The organism is Afipia sp. GW823-FHT06G09 (assembly GCF_058794875.1).
Window position 1 is genome coordinate 799449 of sequence record NZ_JBXAHF010000003.1, and the last position, 20208, is coordinate 819656.

The following is a 20208-nucleotide window of genomic DNA, read 5'->3' on the forward strand; positions in this document are numbered from 1 at the left end:
GATCTCCGCGCAAAAATCAAACCGGCTGCCGGCGCGCAAGCCACCAGCCGGTCATCACCAGACACATGCCGATCGCAGCGCAGACGATCAGCAATCCGGCTGTATTAGCCGCAACCCCTGCATAACCCAAGGTCTTGGCGTCAATAAAGGGGTACGGGTAGAAGCCGAACATCTTTCCGCGCACCAGCACGAAGCCGAGATAGAACAGCGGGTAGATCAGCCACAGCAGCGGATCGTACCAGCGCAGCCCCGCCTTGCGCACACAGGTCAGCCAGAACAGCAGATAGGCGACGGGCATGGCGTAATGCAGCATCGCGTCTGCAATCCACTGCGCGCCCACCGGCGACCGGAGCTGCCGCAGCAGTACCGCATAAACCAATCCAACCATGGCGATGTAAACCGCCACCGCAGAGCGCACGAACGGATGCACCAGCCATTCCTCCGGGCCGCTCTTGATGGCAAATGCGGTCAGCACCAGGGCCGCCAGAATGTTTGACTGGATCGTGAAGTAGGAGAAAAAGCGGATAGTGGCCTCAAGCGGCGAAAGCGCCATCACGCCGGCGGTTCGCATCAAAAGCCAATACTGCAGCAGAAGCGTCGCCCATCCCAGCAGCGCAAGAAGCGCCGCGGCGGTTCGCTTGAGTTTCGCCGTTCGCGTCAAAGTCATTGCCGCATCCGAGAAGTTAGAACGGACTGACCGAGAAGTAGCGCAGCCATAAATCGGTGTAGCGGCCCTTTTCCCAGAGCCGGAACATCGCCCAGTTCAGCGCCTGCCGCAGCACATCGTTGCCGCGCTTGACCCCGATTCCGACGCCCTCGCCGAAATACCGGCTCTCCGTGAATGGACCCCCGCTGAACGCACAGCAATCGCCGGAATCGGTTCCGTTGATCCAGAACGCCAGCGAAATCGCATCCCCGAAAATGAAATCGACCTCACCCCGGCGCAGCGCAAGGCGAAGGGCATCGTCATTCGGAAAGCTGACGATCTGCGCGTCGGTGAACAGCGTCTTCAGATACGCCTCATGGGACGAGCCCGCGATAGCGCCGACCTTCTTGCCCTCGAGATATTCCGGCCGGACTTCGGCCATCACCGCATCCCGCCGCGACACGAACCGCGCCGGCGAACGATAATAGGGATCGCTGAAATCGAGCTTGGCGCGAAGCTGCGGCGTCACCGCCAGCGACGCAATGATCGCATCGCCGCGGTTGCCGTTGATCGCATCGACCAGCGTCTCGAACCGGCGCATCTGGATGGTGCAAGCCACCTTGATTTCGTCGCAGATCATCCGGGCCAGATCGACATTGAAGCCGGCCGGATTGCCGTCGGGGCCCGTGAAGTTGAAGGGCGGATAATCCGTCTCGGTCAGGAAACGGATGACCGTGAGCCGGGAGAGGTCCGGCCGGTCGGGGCGACGCCGGGGATCCCAAAATCCCGGCACAGCCTGAGGCGCGGCCGGCTGCGGAATAGCAGCCGGGGGCGATGACTGAGACGCTGCGGGTGCGCCTTGCGCGTGTGCTGGCGGCGTCCCGGGCGCGAAGCACGCCAGAGCGCTCCAGACAACGACCCCGGCGGCTGCACGGACAGCGCCACGCAATCGGACATTGAAGGAAAATACCATCTGTGGTTGCATTGACCCGGGGTTCTGCGTGTGGGGTCTTATAGACCATCCACGGGCGGATTCGAGTGCGTTTGTGGCGTGGGGTAGCGGTCTGATGGCCGTGGCTGGGCGGACAAGCGAGTTTGAGGAAGCCAGGCCGCAGCGTTTCGCGCGCCTGACGGCGTCCGCCCGGAATTTCACCTCGTTCATCGCCGGACTGCTTGGGCCGCCGCAATCACAGAACGACAACCGGCCAGGAACTGGTGAGCCCGGTCCCGCGGTCGAACTCGATTGCCTGCGCCATATGCTCGCTCCGTCGCTGCTCGCCGCAGCAGAGCAACGGAGCAAGGAGATCGGCGTCGGTGCCGACCGGGTCCTGATCCAGTGGGGCGTCATCGGCGAAGACGCGTATCTGGACCAGCTCGCCCTTCATACCGGCCTCCAGATCGAAACACTGGAGGACATCAGCCGAGCGGACTGCCTGCTGCCCGACGACGGCCTTCATCTCTGTGCACGGCACGGCATCCTTCCTGTCCGAAAACAGGGAGAACTCGCCTACGTGTCCGCTCCGCACGGGTACACCACGCGGCGCATCGTCAGGCTGATCACGGAGTATCCGTCGCTTCTTCCACGCGTCCGGCTCACATCGGATGCGAAGTTCAATGCGTTTCTCGCCTATCATTCCGGCGATGCACTGGCCGATACCGCGGCTGAAAACCTTGCACGACGCTTTCCTCACCTCTCCGCCGCGCCGGTTCCAGCTTCAAGCAGCCGCCTGTTCCGTTTCTGTCGCCATCTTCTGCGGCTTGCAGCCCCCGTTGCGCTGCTGACGCTGGCGCCGACCGTGGTGCTCGATACATGCGGCCTGATCCTCGCAATCTGGTTTCTGCTGTTCACGAGTCTGCGGCTTGCAGGATGTTTTTCGCAGCCGACACGGCGATCGCGTCCACCGCGGCTGCACGACAGCCAGTTACCCGTCTACACCGTGGTCGCGGCGCTTTACCGGGAGGCATCGTCCGTCGCGCCCTTGATGCAGTACATCAATGCTCTGGACTACCCCCGCGAGAAACTCGACATCAAGCTCGTTATCGAAACCGACGACCTCGCAACCCGCGCAGCGATCGCCAGACTCGGGCCGATGCCGCACGTTCAGGTCATCATCGCACCTGATGTCGGACCGCGCACAAAACCCAAGGCTCTCAACTGCGCGCTGAACTTCGCGCGCGGCACATTCATCACGGTGTTCGATGCCGAAGACCGGCCCGAGCCCGGCCAGCTTCGCGAAGCGCTCGATGTCTTCCGGACCTATGGACCGGAGATTGCCTGCGCGCAGGCCAGCCTTTGTATCGACAACACCGCGGACGGCTGGATACCGCGGATGTTCACCGCGGAGTATGCCGGGCAATTCGATGTCTTCCTGCAGGGCTTTTCCAACTTCGAGATGCCGCTGCCGCTCGGCGGATCGTCCAATCACTTCCGCACCAGCGTGCTGCGCGAGGTGGGCGGCTGGGATCCCTACAACGTTACCGAGGATGCAGATCTCGGCTTTCGACTTTCGCGCTTCAGGTATCGCTGCGTCATGTTCCCGTCGACAACGTATGAGGAGGCTCCGGCCCAGTTCGGAAGCTGGCTGCGGCAGCGCTCCCGCTGGATGAAAGGCTGGATGCAAACATGGAGCGTCCACATGCGTTCACCGCGACAACTCTGGCGCGATGCAGGGCCCGGTGGTTTCCTTGCTCTCAACATCATCGTCGGCGGAAACGTGCTGACTGCACTGGCGCATCCGTTCCTGCTCGGCGAGCTGTTCGTTCGCAGTTTCCTGAGTGCATTCGACGACAGCGTTTCCTCGTTCTTCGCCAAGCCGTTCATCGAACTCTATCTGGCGACGATTGCGGCGGGCTATCTCACCACGATCGTGATCGGACTGATCGGACTGGCGAAGCGGAATTTGCTGCGCGAAGCATGGGTGCTTGCCCTCACTCCGATCTACTGGATTTTCCTCTCCATCGCCGCCTGGCGCGCGCTCTGTCAGTTGCTGATCGAACCCTACCACTGGGAAAAGACCGAGCACGGTCTCGCGCGAACGTCGCGGATGACATCCCTCCGGCGGAGTAAGCCGGACCGGAAGCGCGATCAGAGATAACGCTTGAGATCGGCCGCAGCTTCCTCTGGCTTGCGCTTCAGATCGAACGGACGCACGAAATTTCCGTTGCGGTCCATCAGATAGATCAGCGCGGTGTGATCCATCGTGTAGTCGCCGTCCTTCAGCGGAATCTTCTTGGCATAGACCCTGTAGGCCGAGATGACTTTGGCCACCTCGTCCGGGCTGCCCGTCAACGCCTTGAGATGCGGATCAAAGCTCGACAGATAGTCCTTCATGACAGCCGGTGTGTCCCGCTCGGGATCGACCGACACAAAATACGCATTCACCTTGCTTGCGTCAGGACCCATGGCGCGCAGGACTTCGGACATCTCGAACAGCGCGGTGGGACACACGTCGGGACAATGGGTGAAGCCGAAGAAGACAATCGAGGGCTTCCCGATCAGGCTTTTCTCCGTCACCGCCTGTCCGGCCTGATCGGTCAGCCGGAACGGCCCTCCGATTGCCGACGGCGCGGTGGCGCCGCGCAGACCGCCGAGCAGCCACAGCGTCACCAGCAGGCCGATTGCAAGGCTGCCAGCAAACGCCGCGATAATCACCAGCGGCCGGGTCGTCCTGTCCATCGCCATCCGTCCTTGATCCTTCGCGGGGCAGCCCTGCCGCCTGTTCCAAGCCGGGCATGGGATAGAGCGCGGGGCTATGGCGGGCAAGTGTCGCAGGCGCATGCCCGATCACATGACCGGGAGCGAATTTCTGCCTGATCCGGGCTTTTGCGTTTAGCGCACGTGCGCAGAAGCCTGCGCGTCCATGTAGCACGGACGATACATGCTCGTCAGTTCGCGGCCACGCAGGAAGATCATACGCGGCTTCAAGCCGCCACGCCGCGAAATCCAGGTCCGGATCGATGTCGGATACATGTCGTACAGCATCCGGGTAGCTTCGCGGTTCGTCACCGGCCGGCCGCTCGCCCCGAAGTCCCACGCAGCGTGAAATCCGAGGCTGGCGCGCGAGGTCACGCAAATCTTGTCATGCGGAACGGCGCCAAGCACGATCGTGCAAGCCGACGCACACAAACCGTCGATCACAACGGTCTCGCCGGACCCCTTGAGGCTTTGATACTTGTCGACATAGGTCCCGATGCGGCCGCCGCGGTCATCGGAAATCCGGACCACAGCCTGACTCGCACCAACTCCGCCCAGGAGTAGGATTGCCGCAAGAAACCCCGTCACAATCTTCATTGCCGGCCCCGTCGCCCCCTGCCTGTCGATCGGGGCACTGTCAGCGTGTTGCGAGTCTGGTTTTTTGTCCAGATCGCGCTGCGATGCGCGGACGGATTCTGCCGCAGTGTTGCTGGCTTGCTGCACCTGCACTGGCCGATCCCGAATTGGAACATGACCAGCGTGGGCCAGTGAACGACCGGGAGCGGGCGCTGCCATTTTTGGCCGCAATTTCCGTTGACCCGGCTTCACGCGCCGCGCTTCAATCCGGAAGCGGGGGAGACATCAAAAATGGCGAATGATGCGGACGTAGTTGTCGTCGGTGCAGGACTGGCGGGCCTCACGGCAGCGACCGAACTGGCCGACGCGGGCAAGCGCGTGATTGTGGTCGATCAGGAAGGCGAGCAAAACCTCGGCGGGCAGGCGTTCTGGTCGCTCGGCGGGTTATTTCTTGTCGATACACCCGAACAGCGGCGGCTTGGCATCAAGGATTCCCATGACCTCGCTCTGCAGGACTGGATGGGGACTGCGGGATTCGACCGCGATGAAGATCACTGGCCGAAGAAGTGGGCGGAAGCTTACGTCGCCTTCGCAGTCGGCGAGAAGCGCGGCTGGCTTCAGGCCATGGGCCACCGCATTTTTCCCGTGGTCGGCTGGGCCGAGCGGGGCGGCTATGACGCCATGGGGCACGGTAACTCGGTGCCGCGGTTTCACATCACATGGGGCACCGGCCCGGGTGTCGTGGAACCGTTTGAACGGCGCGCGCGCGAGCACGCCAAGACCGGCCGCATCATCTTCAAGTTCCGTCATCGGGTCGATGCGCTCGATATAACGAGCGGGGCCGTGACCGGCGTCAGCGGTAAAATACTGGAACCGTCATCCGAGCTGCGCGGCGTCAGTTCTTCACGCAGCGAGACCGGTGATTTCATGTTCAGGGCGCAGGCCGTGATCGTCGCCTCCGGCGGCATCGGCGGCAATCATGATCTCGTGCGCCAGAACTGGCCGAAGCGTCTCGGTACGCCGCCGAAGCATATGGTGAGCGGTGTTCCCGCGCACGTCGACGGGCGCATGATCGGCATCACCGAGGCAGCCGGGGCTCGCCTCATCAACCGCGACCGCATGTGGCATTACGTCGAAGGCGTACACAACTGGGCGCCGATCTGGCCGGGTCACGGCATTCGCATCCTGCCGGGTCCATCCTCGATGTGGTTCGACGCAACCGGCAAGCGCCTGCCCTCACCGCTTTATCCGGGTTACGACACGCTTGGTCAGCTCGAATACATCATGCGCACCGGGTACGACTATTCCTGGTTCATCCTGACGCAGAGCATCATCAAGAAAGAGTTCGGTCTTTCCGGCTCCGAACAGAATCCGGACCTCACCGGCAAGAGTTGGCGGCAGGTCATCCGCCGCGCCGGCGCCAAGGGCGGTCCGGCACCAGTTGAAGCCTTCAAGAACAAGGGGGCTGACTTCATCGTCCGCGACAATCTCGACGATCTCGTCGCCGCTATGAACAAGCTCGGTGGCACAAACCTGCTCGATCCCGCCTTCATCAGAACGCAGATCGAGGCGCGCGACCGCGAGATCGACAATCCTTACGTCAAGGATACCCAGGTCATGGGCATCCACAACGCGCGTCGTTATATCGGCGACAAGCTGATCCGCACCGCCAAGCCACACAAGATTCTCGATCCTGCCCATGGTCCGCTGATCGCCGTAAAGCTGAACATCCTGACGCGGAAAACGCTCGGCGGGTTCGAGACTGATCTCGACTCGCGGGTATTCGGAAATGACGGCCAGATCATTCAGGGACTGTACGCGGCGGGCGAAGCGGCGGGCTTCGGCGGCGGCGGTGTGCACGGCTATCGCGCGCTGGAAGGCACATTCCTTGGCGGCTGCCTGTTCTCCGGGCGCAATGCCGGACGCGCGGCAGCGAAGGCTGTCCTCTAGTTAAAGCTGCACCTGAGTCAAGGATGCAGAACCATCTTGCTGCTGGCCTGCTCCCTGAAGGAAGCGCTTCAGGGAGCAATGGCCATAGCAACACGCGAGTATTTCGCGGCGTTCGTCAGAACCCGATCCAGTACGCATCGACCTCGCGGACTCGATTGCCCCAATCGAAATCCTTGTCAGCCTCGAACGACGGCGCTTTCGACAGCTCCTCCTCCGTCATCAATGTCAGGAGTTCGTAGCCTTCGATGGCGGGATTGTACTTCATGCTCGCCCACGGAAGCGGACGATAGTCCTCACCAACTCCGAGAAAACCGCCGAAGCACAAGACCGCGTAGGCGACGTTGCCGCTGGTCTTGTCGATCATCAATCGCTTGATGCTTCCAATTTTTCTGCCGTCGGCATTGAAGACCCGCGTTCCCTCGACCCTGTCACTGGCAACAAGACGATGTGATTTTACGTTGATTGTGTCAGCATGCATGAGAGCCTCCAGACGTGGAAGCCTGTCTTGCAGATTGGTCCGCCATGGGCGCGCGGCGCAAGCCCGCGGCACACGACCTGACCGCTCTTCCGAGCAGGCCTGTCAACCGGGCTCGCGGGCAAGACAATTGCGGGCGTGACCCGGCGCTTGCATCAACACAGATAACGTAACGCCGCCGCCGCCGCGCCGCCAGCCCGTCCGGCAGGAAAATCAGCCCTGAACCACAGGCCGTATCTGCTCCGGCGTCAGGCCCGGTGACCCCTTGCCGGCTTTTTCCGCGTGCCGGATCAGCGCGGCGATGCGCGCGGACAGCGGCGCTTTCAGACCGTGCCGCTCGGCGAGTGCGACAATCAGGCCCTGAAGGTGACCGATTTCGGTGCGTCGGCCGCGTTGCAGATCCTCCCACATCGACGAACGCGCCTTCGGGTCGATCTTCACCATCGACGCCGCGATCCGGGTGAACAACGCATCGGGCAGCTTCAGGATAAACGGTGTAAAGGACGCCGGCAGCGGCGTTGTCGACACCGGCGCAATGCCCTCGGCCTTGATCACCGCCAGCGCCTCGCGCATCTGATCCGCGAACAGCACGCGCCAGGACCGTTGTGCAAGCTGGTCGCGCAGCGGCAGCCCGGACAGCGCATTAAGCGCATTGTTCAGGTTGACCAGCAGCTTGCCCCATTGCACGGCCTCGATGTCGTTCACGCTTCGGAAAACGAGTTCGGGCCGCGAGAGCAATTTTGCGATATCGGGATCGTCCTTCTCCAGCAGGATGTCGCCGGAGGTAGCGCGATGAAAGTGCCCCTCGCCCATTGAAACCACATTGAACGGCACCATGCCCGCCAGCACATCGTGATCCGGCAGCGCTTCGCGCAACACGGCGACATTGCCGATGCCGTTCTGAAGGCTGACGATCACCGCATCCTTCCGCGCATGTCGCGCGACCAGGTCCGCGATCTCCGCGGTGTCATCGCTCTTGACGGTGACAAGGATGATATCCGCGCCCGCAAAAATCGCCGCAGGATCGTCGGACAGTCTGATCTCAGCCGGCGTCAGGCGATGCTCGATACCTTCAAAGCTCGTGACCTTCAGCCCGTGCCGGTTGATATCCTCAATCAGGCGCGGGCGCGCCAAAAGCGAGACCGGGTGCCCGCCGGCGCGCAGCATCCCCCCGACGAAGCAGCCGATGCTGCCGGCGCCTGCGACCGCAACGGACTTCAATGTGCTCATGGTGCTGGCCGTTCCTTGTTGCAGTCCCGGAGAGGTCCGGTCATTTTTCGTGCCGGGATCGCAGAAATCCAGGAACTTGTTTGCCTCTGCTGCATCCAACGCCCAAGTATGACTGAAACCGGCCAAGAGGGCACCTGCCGTGCAGCAACCATCCATACCGCAGATGACGGCCGCCGACGACGCGCTGCTGGTGCAAGGCGCCCGTGACCGCGACGAAGCGGCCATTCGCGCTATCATGCAACACAACAACCGCCGGCTGTTTCGGGTGGCCCGAAGCATCCTGCGCAACGACGGAGAAGCCGAGGACGTCGTCCAGGAGACTTACGTCCGGGCGTTCACCCATCTGGACGGCTTCCGGGGCGACTCCAGCCTTGCGACCTGGCTGACCCGTATCGCCATGAACGAGGCCCTTGGCCGGCTGCGGCGCGAGCGGCCACAGGTCGAACTGACAAGTCTCAAGCCCGGCGTGCTGGAAGCGCAGATCATTCAGTTTCCGCAATCCCTGAACCTCGGCGATCCCGAAAAATCCATGGCGCAACGCGAAATCCAGCATGTCGTTGAGCGGGCGATTGATGATCTGCCCGAAGCTTTCCGCATTGTGTTCATCACCCGTGTGGTGGAAGGCATGAGCATCGAAGAAACAGCCGAACTGCTCGACCTGAAACCGGAGACAGTTAAAACCCGGCTGTATCGCGCAAGAAGCCTGCTGCGCGGCAATGTCGAAAAGCGGATCGGCCCTGTGGTGATGGAAGCCTTCCCGTTCGCCGGCAAGCGATGCGAGCGTCTGACCGAAACCGTTCTCAAGCGGCTCGGCATTACAAGCTGATTCTCCAGGAACCTCTTTGGTCCTGCTGCATCCAAGCATCGTGTCATTCAACGGCACGATCCAGGGCTTCGTCGAAGTCCATGCACAGGAGCGATAAAATGTTCGTCCGTATCAGCGCGGCCATCGCCGCCCTTTCCCTCTTGAGCGGCGCCGCCTTCGCGCAGGGCGCGTCCAAACCGACCGATCCGCAGATCGCTCATATCGCCTATACCGCCGGCGTCATCGACGTGACCGCCGCGAAACAGGCTCTCGCGAAGAGCACCAACAAGACCATCAAGTCGTTCGCGGAAGACATGGTGCGCGATCATGAAGCCGTGAACCAGCAGGCGCTCGCGCTGGTCAGGAAGCTGAACGTCACGCCGGAAGACAACGACACCAGCCGCGCGCTGTCAAAGCAGGCCGCCGCCAAGCTCGCCGAGATGGAAAAACTCAAGGGCGCCGAATTCGACAAGGCCTATGCCGCTAATGAGGTGGCCTATCACAAGGCGGTCAACGGCGCGCTCGAAACGCTTCTGATTCCTTCTGCCAACAATGCGGAGTTGAAGAGCCTGTTGCAGACTGGCCTCAAGATCTTCCAGGGCCATCTCCAGCACGCCGAACACGTCGCGGCTTCGTTCAAGTAGGAGCAGCCTATGTGGTCGAGACGGGTTCTTCTTGCGTCGCTCACTGCCTTGCTGGGGATGGTGTCGGTCTCGGCACATGCGGCGACGATCGAGATCACCATCGAGAATCTCGTGTTCTCTCCTGCCAATGCGAAGGCCACCGTCGGTGATACGATCGTGTGGATCAACAAGGATATCTTCGCGCATACGGCGACGGCCCGGAACGGCGACTGGGATGTCGCCCAGCCGCCGAAGAAGACGGTCCCTCTGGTTTTGAGAAAAGCGGGATCGATCGACTATTACTGCCGTCACCATCCGAACATGAAGGGCACCATTGTGGTGGCGCCGCAGTAACCACCAAAAGAACAGGCGCCTTTTGGCGTCTGTTCACTTATGCCTTGCGGAATGGCAGTGCGGGTCCGTTGAGCTTGCGCAGGCCCGGCTCGCGGCGCTCCAGCCACCAGCCATACTGCTTCGGCCAGGATGCAAACGTACCGTCGCCGATCACGCCCTTCGTTTCGCTCAACGCGAGTTCGGCATGCAGCGGCCAGTTGGGATCGAACAGCGCCTCGCGGCCGACTGCAATCAGATCGGTCTTGTCTTCGGCGAGAATATCCTCTGCCTGTTGCGGATGCAGGATGAGACCGACCGCCATGGTCGTCACCTTCGCCTCACGGCGAATCTGCTCGGCAAACGGCACCTGAAAGCTGTAGCCGCGCGGAATCCGTGCCGCGGTCGCCGATCCCATCAATCCGCCGGACGAGCAATCGATCACATCCGCGCCCCGCGCCTTGGCTTCATTCACGAAAGCCACCGAGTCGGCGATGTCGATCCCGCCATCGATTCCGTCGACGGACGAAATACGGACGAACAGCGGCCGGTCCGACGGCCACACTGCGCGCACCGTCTCGATAACTTCGAGCGGATGCTTCATGCGCCCGGCGCGGTCGCCGCCATAGGCGTCGTTGCGTTGGTTGGACAGGGGCGACAGAAATTCGTGCAGCAGGTAGCCGTGGGCGCAATGAATCTCGAGTACGTCGAAATCCGCCTCGACCGCCCGCAATGTCGCAAGACGCCAGTCCTCGCACAGCGCTTTCAGATCAGGCTGCGTGAGTTCATGCGGCATCAGCCAGCCGTCATCCATCGGAATCGCGCTGGGCGCAACGATGGTCCATGGCTTGTCGCCACGCGCGTGGTCTTCGGGAGTCAGCGCCGCATTGCCGTACCAGGGTCGCTGCATGCTGGCCTTGCGCCCGGCATGGGCGAGCTGGATCGCTGGCACCGACCCATTGGCGCGAAGAAACGCCGCGATCCGCTTGAGCGGCGCGATCTGCCCATCGTGCCAGAGGCCAAGATCGCCATGGGTGATGCGGCCTTCCGCGTTGACCGCCGTCGCCTCCGTCATCACGATCCCGGCGCCGCCCTGCGCGAACTTGCCGAGATGAACCAGATGCCAGTCATCCGCCATGCCGTCGGTGGCCGAATACTGGCACATCGGCGAAATCACGATCCGGTTCCTGGCCGTGACATTGCGGAGAGAAATCGGCGTGAACAGGCGGGGCTGTGACATCAGACCTCTGTGGATTTTTGGTTTGTTGGGAAAACTGGAGCGGGCGAAGGGAATCGAACCCTCGTATGCAGCTTGGGAAGCTGCCGTTCTACCATTGAACTACGCCCGCGCGGTTCCGACCTTAGCCATACCCGGCACCCCGCCGCAAGATGGCTGCCATCACAGGTTTCGGGTGGCGGACAAAACGAAAAAGCGCAAGATTCTCCAAGTCCCGAAAATGACGCCTAAGGCAGACTGGAACGCGACATGACGGCTGGTTTTGCATTGTTCGACACGGCGATCGGACGTTGCGGCGTCGCCTGGGGCGAGCGCGGCCTTCTGGGCGTGCAACTGCCGGAGGCTGACGATGCGAAAACCCGTGCACGGCTGCTTCAGAAGGCGCCGGGCGCCCACGAAACAATGCCGCCGGCGGACGTGCAGCGCGCCTGCGACGCCATGACGGAATTACTGAACGGCACATCGACCGACCTGTCCTTTATTGCCCTCGATACCAGCCACCTGCCCGCCTTCAACCGCAGTGTCTACGACATCGCCCGGACCATCGCACCCGGCGAAACCCTGACCTATGGCGATATCGCCAGCAGGCTCGGCGACAAGCTGCTGTCGCGCGCCGTGGGCAAGGCGCTTGGAGAAAATCCGCTCCCCATCATAATTCCGTGCCATCGGGTGCTGGCGGCGAACGGCAAGACCGGCGGATTTTCCGCCAACGGGGGTGTGACCACGAAGTTCCGCATGCTGGCGATCGAACGCGCCCGGATATCCAGCCGCGACGCCGAGGACGCCCCGATGCTGTTCGATCCGGGCCTGTCGATTGCTCCGCGCCGCCGCCGGGGATAACATCCGGCCATGAAGACGACGCTGATGGAAAGCGCATCGCTGTCCGTGTTCGATTACCGGTGCACCATGGGACCGGACGACAAGCCGTTTCCCGAGCAGCATCGCAACCATTCGCTCTCGTATGTCCGCAAAGGCAGCTTCGGTTACGACACCCGTGGACGTTCCCACGAACTCGTTGCCGGCGCTGTCATGCTGGGCCATGCCGGTGACGAATACACCTGCTCGCATCCGCATCATGTTTGTGGCGACGAATGCCTGTCATTCCAGTTGTCGCCAGCGCTCGCCGACGACATGGGCGTACGCAAGGACGCGTTGTGGATCGGCAGCGTGCCGCCGCTCCCCGAACTGATGGTTTATGGCGAACTGGCGCAGGCCGCCGGGCGCGGCGACAACGACATCGGGATCGACGAAGCCGCGATGTTGTTTGTGAGCCGTTTCGCCGAAACGATGTCCGGAAAAACCCGGAAGGCATCGCCCGCCACCGCACGCGACCGCCGCCGCGCCGTCGAAAGCGCGCTGTGGATCGACGCTCATGCCGACAAATCTGTCGATCTGGAGACGACCGCAAAAGCTGCGGGCGTCAGCTCGTTCCACTTCCTGCGGATGTTCTCCAACGTGCTCGGAGTGACGCCGCATCAGTATCTGGTGCGCGCGCGGCTGCGTCATGCGGCGAGACTGCTGGCCGACGATGCAAGATCGATCACGTCGATTGCCTTCGATGTCGGTTTTGGCGACCTGTCGAATTTCGTGCGGACCTTCCACCGGGCTGCCGGTGTGTCACCACGGCGTTTCCGTGACGCCGCGCGCGGCGACCGCAAGATTTTCCAAGAACGGCTCAAGGCTGCGACCGTAGGGTGATCCTCCATCACAGGGAGATCACCATGTACGACCATATCGGACTGAAAGTCAGAAACCTCGACGCCAGCATCAGGTTCTACACCGCTGCGCTTGCACCGCTCGGCCATGTCCTCTGCTCGCGCGACAACAGCGGCGCGGGCTTTGGACCAAAGGATGCACCGGCGCTCTGGCTGCATCTGTCGAAAGAGCCTGTGGGGCCCGGCGCCCATGTCGCGTTCCGTGCGGCCAGCCAAGACGCCATCAAGGCGTTTCACACAGCCGGACTCAAGGCTGGCGGACGCGATAACGGCGGCGCAGGCCCGCGCGCGGATTATAGCCCGACCTACTACGCGGCATTCCTGATCGACCCGGACGGCAACAATGTCGAAGCCGTGTGCACGTAACGACCCGGCTGGAGCGGAGGATTGAATATGGCATCCATCGAGAAGGAATTTGTGGTCGCATCGTCCGCACCCGCTGTCTGGGATGCCGTGCGCGACTTCGGAGCAGTCCACACACGGCTTGCGCCCGGATTCGTCACCGCCGCCGTCATGGATGGCGATGCTCGGCTCGTGACATTTTCGAACGGCACGAACGCGCGAGAAATCCTTGTCGATTGCAACGACGCGAAACGGCGTCTGGTCTATGCCGTCGTCAGCGAACGGATCAGGCAACACAGCGCCTCGGTGCAGATTTACGAAGATGGCGACAAGCGCTGCAAATTTGTCTGGACCGTGGACGTGCTGCCGAACGAAATCGCGCCATACATCAGCGGACAAATGGATCTGTCGATCGCCGCGATGAAAAAACAACTCGAAAACGGCTAGATGTCGGAACGAATGTGTCGCCCACTTCGCCGCAGGCGCCCTGCAAGACGATCATGCTGCATTCCCGAAGTGTAGCATGGTCGAATTCGCATCAGAGCCGCCCGATGCAACCAGAACTCCGACAAATTTCTCTCAAATTTGAATCGCTCTCGCGCGTTTAACCTTACCGAATTATAGAGGTGGATGGTTCAACAATTCCACATTTGCGACCCCTCCATGACGCTAAGACTTCGGTCTCTGGGGACACGGAGGTGACGCATGAGGGGTTTCAAGCCCGCGGAATTGGATACGGTCGCGACATTCGGCCAGCGCAAGATGACGCCGCGCGTTTGCATCGTCGACGCGAAAAGACACATCCGCACGTTTCTCGCGGAGGCTCTCGAGGAGCTCGGCTTCGTTGCTTCCGAATGCGCGAGCGCGGACGAACTGCCGCTGCGGCTCGACGTGCACGCACCCGATCTCGTTCTTGTCGGAATGCCGAATGACGGCGTTCAGGCGGGGCAGATCCTGAAAACCCTCGTCGACAAGAAATTCGACGGCCAGGTGCTGCTGATCGGCCCGAAAGAATCGATTATCGCAGGCGCACTCCGTCAGCTCGGAGAGGAACTCGGCATCGCCATGCTGCCGCCGCTGGCGACGCCGTTCAGTGCGGATGGCCTGCGGGCCAGCGTGGTCACGCTGCTTCCGCAACAGGCCCCGCCGAGTCCGCCCGTCGATGTCGCGGAGGCGCTGAAGGCCGGTTGGCTGGAACTGTGGTATCAGCAGAAGATCGACGTGCATACGCTCGCGCCGCGCGGCGCCGAGGCGCTGATCCGCATGCGCCATCCGTCCTGGGGCGTCGTGCCTCCCGCTTCGTTTATCCCCGACGACAATGACCCCCAGTTCAAGGGACTGTCGGAATTTGTGGTCAGCCGCGCGCTGGACGACTGGCATTATTTCATGGGCCAGCACGGCCCCGTCGATATTTCCATCAATCTGCCGATCAGCTTCCTCGAAGACCCCGCGTCAGTCAGCAACCTCTGCCGCCAGATTCCGGATCACCCGGCGTTCGGTGGATTGATCGTGGAGGTCAAGGGGGCCGAAGTGATTCGGAACCTCGATCTGGCGATCGACGTCGCCAAGCGTATGCGTTTTCACAACATCGCAATCTCGATCGATGATCTCGGGACCGACTGGCCTCTGCTCACGGAGCTGAAGAGTTTTCCGTTCGTCGAAATCAAGGTCGACCGGGAATTCGTCACAGGCTCCGCCGACAACCGCCTCAAGCAGACAGTGTGCCGCCGCATTCTCGAGCTTGCGAACCGGAACGGCGCGCGCACCGTCGCCAAGGGCGTAGAGACACGATCCGATCTGGTCGCAACCCATGAAATGGGGTTCGATCTGGCGCAGGGCTATCTGTTCGGCAAACCTGCCAACGCGAAGAAATTCGCCCGTGCCTCGCTCGCGCGTCCGACGGCTCTTGCTTGACGGCTCTCATCCGGCCCTGACGGCTGCGCCTCTCCCGCCCCAGTTCGTGAAACGAACTGCGGCGACAGCGAGGACACCCAGCAAAATCATCGATACCGCTGCCAGCCAGAAGAACTGCGTGCTGTCCCCGCCATGTGACATCAGCCACCATCCGCCTGCCATGACGAATGCAAGCCGCGCGGTTTGCGCAAGCACAGGCCCGATGACGCGCGCCGCGCCCTGCGAGGAGAAGTAGAGAGAAATCGCGAGGCCGACGAAAGCGAGAAAGGGGCCGACGATGGAAAGATACTGACGGCTCGCAGCTCGCACCGCGGTGTTATCGGTGAAAATATTCACCCAGATATCCGGATAGAGGGCAAAGAAGCTACCGAAGACGCCGACCGCCGCAAACGACACACCACCCGCGGTCCAGGCAATTCGCCTGGCCCGGGCGATACGGCCCGCGCCGATCGCCATTCCGATCATCGGCACCGATGCAATGCCCACCGCAAACGCCAGCGATGTCAGCATGAACTCGAGGCGAGCGCCGATTCCGTAACCCGCCAGCACCTCGGTCCCAAACGTTGCCAGCAGGTGCGTGAAGATCGTCACCGTGAGCACGATCTGCAACGGCGAAAAGCAGGCAATCGCACCTACCTGCAAAATGTCGTAGAACATCGCGCGCTGAAACCGGAAGCCCCTGAAATTCAGTTTCACGCGGCTGCGGCCCGACAGCAGATACCACGCCATGATCCCCGCGCCGATCGAGAACGCCATCAGCGTGCCGGCCGCGACGCCGCGCATGCCGAACTGCGGAATTGGCCCAAGGCCAAGACCGAGCACACCGCCAAACAGAACCTGAAAGAACGCCGAGTTGAGAATGATCGCCGACGGCAGCTTCATGTTGCCGGTGCCGCGCAACAGCGCCGCCAGAGTGTTCATGATCCATGGCAACACGGCGCCGCCGAAGAATATCTGCGCGTACCCGATCGCCTCACCCAGGACGCGGCCCCTGCCGCCCAGTGCGGCAAACAGATACGGCCCGAAGACCAGCATCCCGATCATGAAGGTCAGACCGAAGCAAATCCCGATCATCAGCGCGTGCACGGCAAGCGCGGATGCACGCTCGGTGTCGTTGGCGCCCAGCGCGCGCGCAATGGCTGACGCGACGCCGCCGCCCATCGCGCCGCCTGACATGGTCATCATCAGGATGACAAACGGAAACACCAGCGCCATCGCCGCCAACGGTTCGACACCCAGACGGCCGATATAGGATGTTTCCGCGATCGCGACGCAGGTGCCGGCAGTCAGCGCGACGACATTGGGAGCAGCCAGCTTCAGCAGAGTAGAAAGGATCGGACCGTCGAGCAGCGGATTTCTGGCCGGGCCTTTGACAGGGGGGAGCGGCGGCTTCTCGTCCGCCTGCACCACAGGAATTTCGGCAGCTCCCAGTTCGGACATGCACTCCCCGGCGTGGCGGTCTCATTGATGTCAGCCGCCTCCGCCGACCCTTACCATCAAACCGGTGGCCTGCAATGCGCGCCTTGCGCATGGCGCCCAGTCACCGGCCCGAATATCAGGCCGAACCGAGCATGTCGGCGGCCTCCGCCATCGACATGGGCCGGTCGCCGAGCAGCCTGTCGGCGACCGCGCCATCGCCTTCGCCCGGCAGGACCGCAAAGGGGTCCTGCGCGGTCAGACGGTGATCGACCACGAGCCTTGAAAGCAATAGCCGGCGCGCATCGCCGCGCATGGCGTGGATCCGGCTGCCCTCCCAGGCAAACGTCACGGCGCTTGCGACATGATAGAGCGTGCTGGTCGCGCGCCGGGCTTCGGCCTCATTCTCAGACCGGCCCGCGACCTCGCGCGCGAAACCGATAGCCCTGTCGGTGAAGCCATAAAGCCGATCCCGCCAGCCCTGCGGAACGCCGGGCATGTCGTCGATCCGCGCATGCAGATCAGCGCCGAGCGCGGCTTCGGCGCCGTGACGGCCAACTGCCCGCTTGAGCGTGTCGATAGCTACGATGTTGCCGGTGCCTTCCCAGATCGAACCAAGATGCGCATCGCGTAAGAGCCGCGGCGTAGCGAATTCTTCGATGTAGCCGATGCCGCCGCGCATCTCCATCGCCTCGCCACAGACCTTGCGAGCATCGCGTGTGGCGCGGTACTTCAGCGTCGGCGTCAGCACGCGGAGCAATGCCGCCGCGTCCTGACTACCGGCTTCGGCGCGATCCAGCGCATCGGCCGTCATGAAACTCATCGACACCGCCTGTTCGGTCGCGAGCATGATTTTCATCAGCTGACGGCGTGCGAGCGGCATGTCGACAATGCGGCGGCCAAAAACCACCCGGTTGTGGGCAACGGTGTTCGCATCATGATGTGCGCGGCGCATCAATGCAGCGGATTTCACGCCGTTGGAGAGCCGCGACCAGTTGACCATTTCGGCCATCTGCACGAAGCCGCGATCAAGCCGCCCAACGGCGTAAGCAACCGCGCCTTCAAGCTTGATTTCGCCTGACGCCATCGAGCGGGTGCCGAGCTTGTCCTTGAGACGCACAATCCGGTAGTGGTTCGGCGAACCATCGTCGAGTTCGCGCGGCATCAGGAAGAGGCCGACGCCCTGCGTGCCGCCAACCGCGCCTTCCGGCCGCGCCAACAGCATCACCATCTTGGCATCGGCGTTGGAGCAGAACCACTTCTCGCCATGGAGCCGCCAGTGATCGCCTTCCTGCACGGCCGTGGTGGTCAGCTTGCCGACATCGGAGCCGCCCTCCTTCTCGGTCATGAACTGGCCGCCCTGGGTCAGCTTCGACATGTCGGTCTGCGTCAGGCCGTCGAGATACTTTGCCTTGAGCGCTTCATCTCCGAACCGTGACAGCAGGCGCGCGGCGCCGTCCGTGACATTGATCGGACACCCGAGACCGAACTCAGCCTGATTGAACAGGAATGTGAAGGCGTGTTTCGCCACCGCCGGATAAGTATCGGCCCAGCCAAGAATGCCCTTGCGATGCGACATCGCGTGAATGCCGAACTCGCCATAAGCCGCGCGCTCAAGCTCACGATACGCCGGATGATACTCGATCCATTGCCGGTCGTTGCCGAAGCGGTCGCGTTGATGCAGCACCGGGCCGTGTTTGTCGGCAAGGCGGGCGCATTCATCGAGATGCCCTCCCGCAAGCGCTCCGAGCCGGTCGAGATGGGGCTCAATGTGTTGAAACAACACGGCGGGAAGATGGATGCGCAGCAGATCGGCGAGGATCGGATCGGCGCGATAGAAATTCATGCCCGAGGTGTCGGGCGCGATCAGACCGAACCCGGATGTCGAAGCTGATGTCTCAGCGGGCGGAGTTTTTGCGGCTGCAACCATGGCGTTTTCATCCTGCCGGGATCGCTCCCGTTGTTTTCAGGAATGATCCGGTATTTGGATGCCCGCGGCAAGCTGGCCGGAAGCCAATGGCGGCATGGGTGAAATGTGCCGCGAGGGGACGTAATTCGCAGAGCGGAACCCGGCCGCTAGGTCCGAAAATGCTTCGAGAGCTTCAGGCCCTGCCCCTGATAATTCGATGCAATGCGCTGGCCATACAGCGCATCGGGGCGCGACAGCATTTTCTCATACACAAGACGACCGACGATCTGGCCGTGCTCGAGAATGAACGGCACTTCGCGCGAACGCACCTCCAGCACTGCGCGCGAACCCTGCCCGCCCGCGCCCGCATAGCCGAAACCGGGATCGAAGAAGCCGGCATAGTGGACGCGGAATTCGCCAACCAGCGGATCGAACGGCACCATCTCGGCGGCGAAATCCGGCGGCACCTGCACCGCTTCCTTCGACGCGAGAATATAGAACTCGCCGGGATCGAGGATCAGGCTGCGATCCGGCCGCGCGCGGATTGGCTCCCAGAATTCACCCACCGTGTATCCGGCACGGCGATCGACATCGACCACGCCGGTATGGCGCTTGGCGCGGTAGCCGACAAAACCATCGGAGCCCTCGCCGGACAGATCGACGCTCAACGCCACACCGCCGGCGAGATCGGCTTCGTCGCTGTCGACCAGACGCTCGGCTTCATGCAGCGCCTCCAGTTCTTCGCCATCGAGCAGCGGATGGCCGGTGCGGAAACGAATCTGCGACAGCCGCGATCCTTCACGCAGCAAGACCGGGAATGTCTTCGGGCTGATCTCCGCATAGAGCGGGCCATGATAGCCGGGCGCGATCATGTCGAAGCGGCGCGTGCCGTCGGCGATCACGCGGGTGAAAACGTCAAGCCGGCCGGTCGAGCTTTTCGGATTTGCCGCAGCCTGAATCGTCGGCGGCAGCGCCAGGCTTTCCAGCAGCGGCACGATGTAGACGCAGTTGGTTTCCAGCACCGCGCCATCGGACAGATCGATCTCGTGCAGCTTCAGTTCATCGATACGCTGGGCCACAGTCATGTCCGGCCCCGGAAGGAAGCTGGCGCGCACGCGGTAGGCGATCGCACCGAGGCGCAGGTCGAGACTGGCCGGCTGGATCTGGCTTTCAACGAACGGATATTCCGGCAGGATCAGGCCGGCATCGGCCATCGCCGCGATCATGCGGTCAGGCAGAATTCCTGTCGCGTCGGGGGCAAGTGTGAAGGCCACGGGGTAATCCTCGGCTATCGGCTGATCCAGCAAAACAAGCATTTTATCGGTTATCCGATGGGGTGCTTGACG

General features: G+C 62.3%; 20 protein-coding genes and 1 tRNA gene. 10 read left to right on the plus strand and 11 right to left on the minus strand.

The genetic code is table 11. The annotated features are described in order from the left end of the window. Positions 1 to 16: 16 nt before the first annotated feature. Both AC1Q67_RS16375 and AC1Q67_RS16380 read right to left on the minus strand, forming a co-directional pair. Entirely contained in the window at positions 17 to 667 is a 651-nt protein-coding gene (locus tag AC1Q67_RS16375) for a Pr6Pr family membrane protein (protein WP_492236370.1), read from the minus strand. Positions 668 to 683: 16 nt separating this feature from the next. Then, positions 684 to 1619, minus strand: a complete 936-nt coding sequence (locus AC1Q67_RS16380; RefSeq protein ID WP_024577193.1) for a transporter substrate-binding domain-containing protein — start codon at positions 1617 to 1619, stop codon at positions 684 to 686. Positions 1620 to 1713: 94 nt separating this feature from the next. Between AC1Q67_RS16380 and AC1Q67_RS16385 the strand changes: the two genes are divergently transcribed. After that, on the plus strand, positions 1714 to 3741 hold the full coding sequence (locus AC1Q67_RS16385; RefSeq protein ID WP_492236481.1) for a glycosyltransferase family 2 protein: 2028 nt from the start codon (positions 1714 to 1716) through the stop codon (positions 3739 to 3741). Here AC1Q67_RS16385 and AC1Q67_RS16390 read toward each other — a convergent pair. Then, positions 3732 to 4322 carry an SCO family protein gene (locus AC1Q67_RS16390; RefSeq protein WP_024577191.1) on the minus strand — a complete coding sequence of 197 codons (591 nt, stop codon included), beginning with the start codon at positions 4320 to 4322 and terminating at the stop codon, positions 3732 to 3734. The two genes, AC1Q67_RS16385 and AC1Q67_RS16390, sit on opposite strands and share 10 nt — an antisense overlap. Before the next feature lie 153 nt (positions 4323 to 4475). Next, complete coding sequence (locus tag AC1Q67_RS16395) at positions 4476 to 4937, minus strand: hypothetical protein (RefSeq protein ID WP_492236371.1); 462 nt, start codon at positions 4935 to 4937, stop codon at positions 4476 to 4478. A 270-nt stretch (positions 4938 to 5207) separates the two neighbouring features. On the opposite strand from AC1Q67_RS16395, the gene AC1Q67_RS16400 reads away from it, so the two are divergent. After that, positions 5208 to 6866: an FAD-binding dehydrogenase gene (locus tag AC1Q67_RS16400; RefSeq protein WP_492236372.1), complete on the plus strand. Its 1659-nt coding sequence runs from the start codon at positions 5208 to 5210 to the stop codon at positions 6864 to 6866. Positions 6867 to 6981: 115 nt separating this feature from the next. Here the strand turns inward: AC1Q67_RS16400 and AC1Q67_RS16405 are convergent, their stop codons facing one another. Both AC1Q67_RS16405 and AC1Q67_RS16410 read right to left on the minus strand, forming a co-directional pair. Then, entirely contained in the window at positions 6982 to 7344 is a 363-nt protein-coding gene (locus tag AC1Q67_RS16405) for a PRC-barrel domain-containing protein (RefSeq protein WP_492236373.1), read from the minus strand. Between the two features lie 210 nt (positions 7345 to 7554). Beyond that, positions 7555 to 8571 (minus strand): 2-dehydropantoate 2-reductase, encoded by a 1017-nt coding sequence (locus AC1Q67_RS16410; protein ID WP_492236374.1) that lies wholly within the window; start codon positions 8569 to 8571, stop codon positions 7555 to 7557. Positions 8572 to 8734: 163 nt separating this feature from the next. Between AC1Q67_RS16410 and AC1Q67_RS16415 the strand changes: the two genes are divergently transcribed. The 3 genes from AC1Q67_RS16415 (at position 8735) to AC1Q67_RS16425 (ending at position 10353) form a co-directional block, all read left to right on the plus strand. Then, a complete protein-coding gene (locus AC1Q67_RS16415) occupies positions 8735 to 9397 on the plus strand; it encodes an RNA polymerase sigma factor (RefSeq protein WP_051358672.1) in 663 nt (220 codons plus the stop codon). A gap of 98 nt (positions 9398 to 9495) precedes the next feature. Then, positions 9496 to 10020 carry a DUF4142 domain-containing protein gene (locus tag AC1Q67_RS16420; protein WP_492236375.1) on the plus strand — a complete coding sequence of 175 codons (525 nt, stop codon included), beginning with the start codon at positions 9496 to 9498 and terminating at the stop codon, positions 10018 to 10020. Positions 10021 to 10029: 9 nt separating this feature from the next. Further along, complete coding sequence (locus AC1Q67_RS16425; protein WP_024577184.1) at positions 10030 to 10353, plus strand: cupredoxin domain-containing protein; 324 nt, start codon at positions 10030 to 10032, stop codon at positions 10351 to 10353. A gap of 37 nt (positions 10354 to 10390) precedes the next feature. On the opposite strand, the gene AC1Q67_RS16430 is transcribed toward AC1Q67_RS16425, so the two are convergent. After that, a complete protein-coding gene (locus tag AC1Q67_RS16430) occupies positions 10391 to 11569 on the minus strand; it encodes an NADH:flavin oxidoreductase/NADH oxidase (RefSeq protein ID WP_024577183.1) in 1179 nt (392 codons plus the stop codon). Between the two features lie 35 nt (positions 11570 to 11604). Continuing rightward, positions 11605 to 11678: transfer RNA gene (locus tag AC1Q67_RS16435), tRNA-Gly, on the minus strand. A 137-nt stretch (positions 11679 to 11815) separates the two neighbouring features. Between AC1Q67_RS16435 and AC1Q67_RS16440 the strand changes: the two genes are divergently transcribed. The 5 genes from AC1Q67_RS16440 to AC1Q67_RS16460 all read left to right on the plus strand — a co-directional run bounded on the left by AC1Q67_RS16440 (position 11816) and on the right by AC1Q67_RS16460 (position 15537). After that, a complete protein-coding gene (locus AC1Q67_RS16440; RefSeq protein WP_492236376.1) occupies positions 11816 to 12406 on the plus strand; it encodes a methylated-DNA--[protein]-cysteine S-methyltransferase in 591 nt (196 codons plus the stop codon). Positions 12407 to 12415: 9 nt separating this feature from the next. Continuing rightward, a complete protein-coding gene (locus AC1Q67_RS16445; RefSeq protein WP_492236377.1) occupies positions 12416 to 13264 on the plus strand; it encodes a helix-turn-helix transcriptional regulator in 849 nt (282 codons plus the stop codon). A 23-nt stretch (positions 13265 to 13287) separates the two neighbouring features. Continuing rightward, positions 13288 to 13647 carry a VOC family protein gene (locus AC1Q67_RS16450; RefSeq protein ID WP_492236378.1) on the plus strand — a complete coding sequence of 120 codons (360 nt, stop codon included), beginning with the start codon at positions 13288 to 13290 and terminating at the stop codon, positions 13645 to 13647. Positions 13648 to 13674: 27 nt separating this feature from the next. Then, on the plus strand, positions 13675 to 14070 hold the full coding sequence (locus tag AC1Q67_RS16455; RefSeq protein ID WP_492236379.1) for an SRPBCC family protein: 396 nt from the start codon (positions 13675 to 13677) through the stop codon (positions 14068 to 14070). 258 nt (positions 14071 to 14328) lie between these two features. Next, positions 14329 to 15537: an EAL domain-containing response regulator gene (locus tag AC1Q67_RS16460; RefSeq protein WP_024577178.1), complete on the plus strand. Its 1209-nt coding sequence runs from the start codon at positions 14329 to 14331 to the stop codon at positions 15535 to 15537. Positions 15538 to 15543: 6 nt separating this feature from the next. On the opposite strand, the gene AC1Q67_RS16465 is transcribed toward AC1Q67_RS16460, so the two are convergent. The 3 genes from AC1Q67_RS16465 to AC1Q67_RS16475 all read right to left on the minus strand — a co-directional run bounded on the left by AC1Q67_RS16465 (position 15544) and on the right by AC1Q67_RS16475 (position 20178). After that, entirely contained in the window at positions 15544 to 16977 is a 1434-nt protein-coding gene (locus AC1Q67_RS16465) for an MATE family efflux transporter (RefSeq protein ID WP_492236380.1), read from the minus strand. 115 nt (positions 16978 to 17092) lie between these two features. Next, positions 17093 to 18883 (minus strand): acyl-CoA dehydrogenase family protein, encoded by a 1791-nt coding sequence (locus AC1Q67_RS16470; RefSeq protein WP_492236381.1) that lies wholly within the window; start codon positions 18881 to 18883, stop codon positions 17093 to 17095. Between the two features lie 146 nt (positions 18884 to 19029). Beyond that, positions 19030 to 20178, minus strand: a complete 1149-nt coding sequence (locus AC1Q67_RS16475) for a 2'-deoxycytidine 5'-triphosphate deaminase (protein ID WP_492236382.1) — start codon at positions 20176 to 20178, stop codon at positions 19030 to 19032. Positions 20179 to 20208: the final 30 nt, after the last annotated feature.

Excerpts from the sequence above, each read along its gene's own strand:
- AC1Q67_RS16420 (WP_492236375.1), top strand. The coding sequence starts at position 9,496 with ATGTTCGTCCGTATCAGCGCGGCCATCGCCGCCCTTTCCCTCTTGAGC.
- AC1Q67_RS16455 (WP_492236379.1), top strand. The coding sequence starts at position 13,675 with ATGGCATCCATCGAGAAGGAATTTGTGGTCGCATCGTCCGCACCCGCT.
- AC1Q67_RS16440 (WP_492236376.1), top strand. The coding sequence starts at position 11,816 with ATGACGGCTGGTTTTGCATTGTTCGACACGGCGATCGGACGTTGCGGC.
- AC1Q67_RS16465 (WP_492236380.1), bottom strand. The coding sequence starts at position 16,977 with ATGTCCGAACTGGGAGCTGCCGAAATTCCTGTGGTGCAGGCGGACGAG.
- AC1Q67_RS16445 (WP_492236377.1), top strand. The coding sequence starts at position 12,416 with ATGAAGACGACGCTGATGGAAAGCGCATCGCTGTCCGTGTTCGATTAC.
- AC1Q67_RS16400 (WP_492236372.1), top strand. The coding sequence starts at position 5,208 with ATGGCGAATGATGCGGACGTAGTTGTCGTCGGTGCAGGACTGGCGGGC.
- AC1Q67_RS16395 (WP_492236371.1), bottom strand. The coding sequence starts at position 4,937 with ATGAAGATTGTGACGGGGTTTCTTGCGGCAATCCTACTCCTGGGCGGA.
- AC1Q67_RS16430 (WP_024577183.1), bottom strand. The coding sequence starts at position 11,569 with ATGTCACAGCCCCGCCTGTTCACGCCGATTTCTCTCCGCAATGTCACG.
- AC1Q67_RS16470 (WP_492236381.1), bottom strand. The coding sequence starts at position 18,883 with ATGGTTGCAGCCGCAAAAACTCCGCCCGCTGAGACATCAGCTTCGACA.
- AC1Q67_RS16385 (WP_492236481.1), top strand. The coding sequence starts at position 1,714 with ATGGCCGTGGCTGGGCGGACAAGCGAGTTTGAGGAAGCCAGGCCGCAG.
- AC1Q67_RS16380 (WP_024577193.1), bottom strand. The coding sequence starts at position 1,619 with ATGGTATTTTCCTTCAATGTCCGATTGCGTGGCGCTGTCCGTGCAGCC.
- AC1Q67_RS16390 (WP_024577191.1), bottom strand. The coding sequence starts at position 4,322 with ATGGACAGGACGACCCGGCCGCTGGTGATTATCGCGGCGTTTGCTGGC.
- AC1Q67_RS16460 (WP_024577178.1), top strand. The coding sequence starts at position 14,329 with ATGAGGGGTTTCAAGCCCGCGGAATTGGATACGGTCGCGACATTCGGC.
- AC1Q67_RS16375 (WP_492236370.1), bottom strand. The coding sequence starts at position 667 with ATGACTTTGACGCGAACGGCGAAACTCAAGCGAACCGCCGCGGCGCTT.
- AC1Q67_RS16425 (WP_024577184.1), top strand. The coding sequence starts at position 10,030 with ATGTGGTCGAGACGGGTTCTTCTTGCGTCGCTCACTGCCTTGCTGGGG.
- AC1Q67_RS16450 (WP_492236378.1), top strand. The coding sequence starts at position 13,288 with ATGTACGACCATATCGGACTGAAAGTCAGAAACCTCGACGCCAGCATC.
- AC1Q67_RS16415 (WP_051358672.1), top strand. The coding sequence starts at position 8,735 with ATGACGGCCGCCGACGACGCGCTGCTGGTGCAAGGCGCCCGTGACCGC.
- AC1Q67_RS16405 (WP_492236373.1), bottom strand. The coding sequence starts at position 7,344 with ATGCATGCTGACACAATCAACGTAAAATCACATCGTCTTGTTGCCAGT.
- AC1Q67_RS16410 (WP_492236374.1), bottom strand. The coding sequence starts at position 8,571 with ATGAGCACATTGAAGTCCGTTGCGGTCGCAGGCGCCGGCAGCATCGGC.
- AC1Q67_RS16475 (WP_492236382.1), bottom strand. The coding sequence starts at position 20,178 with ATGCTTGTTTTGCTGGATCAGCCGATAGCCGAGGATTACCCCGTGGCC.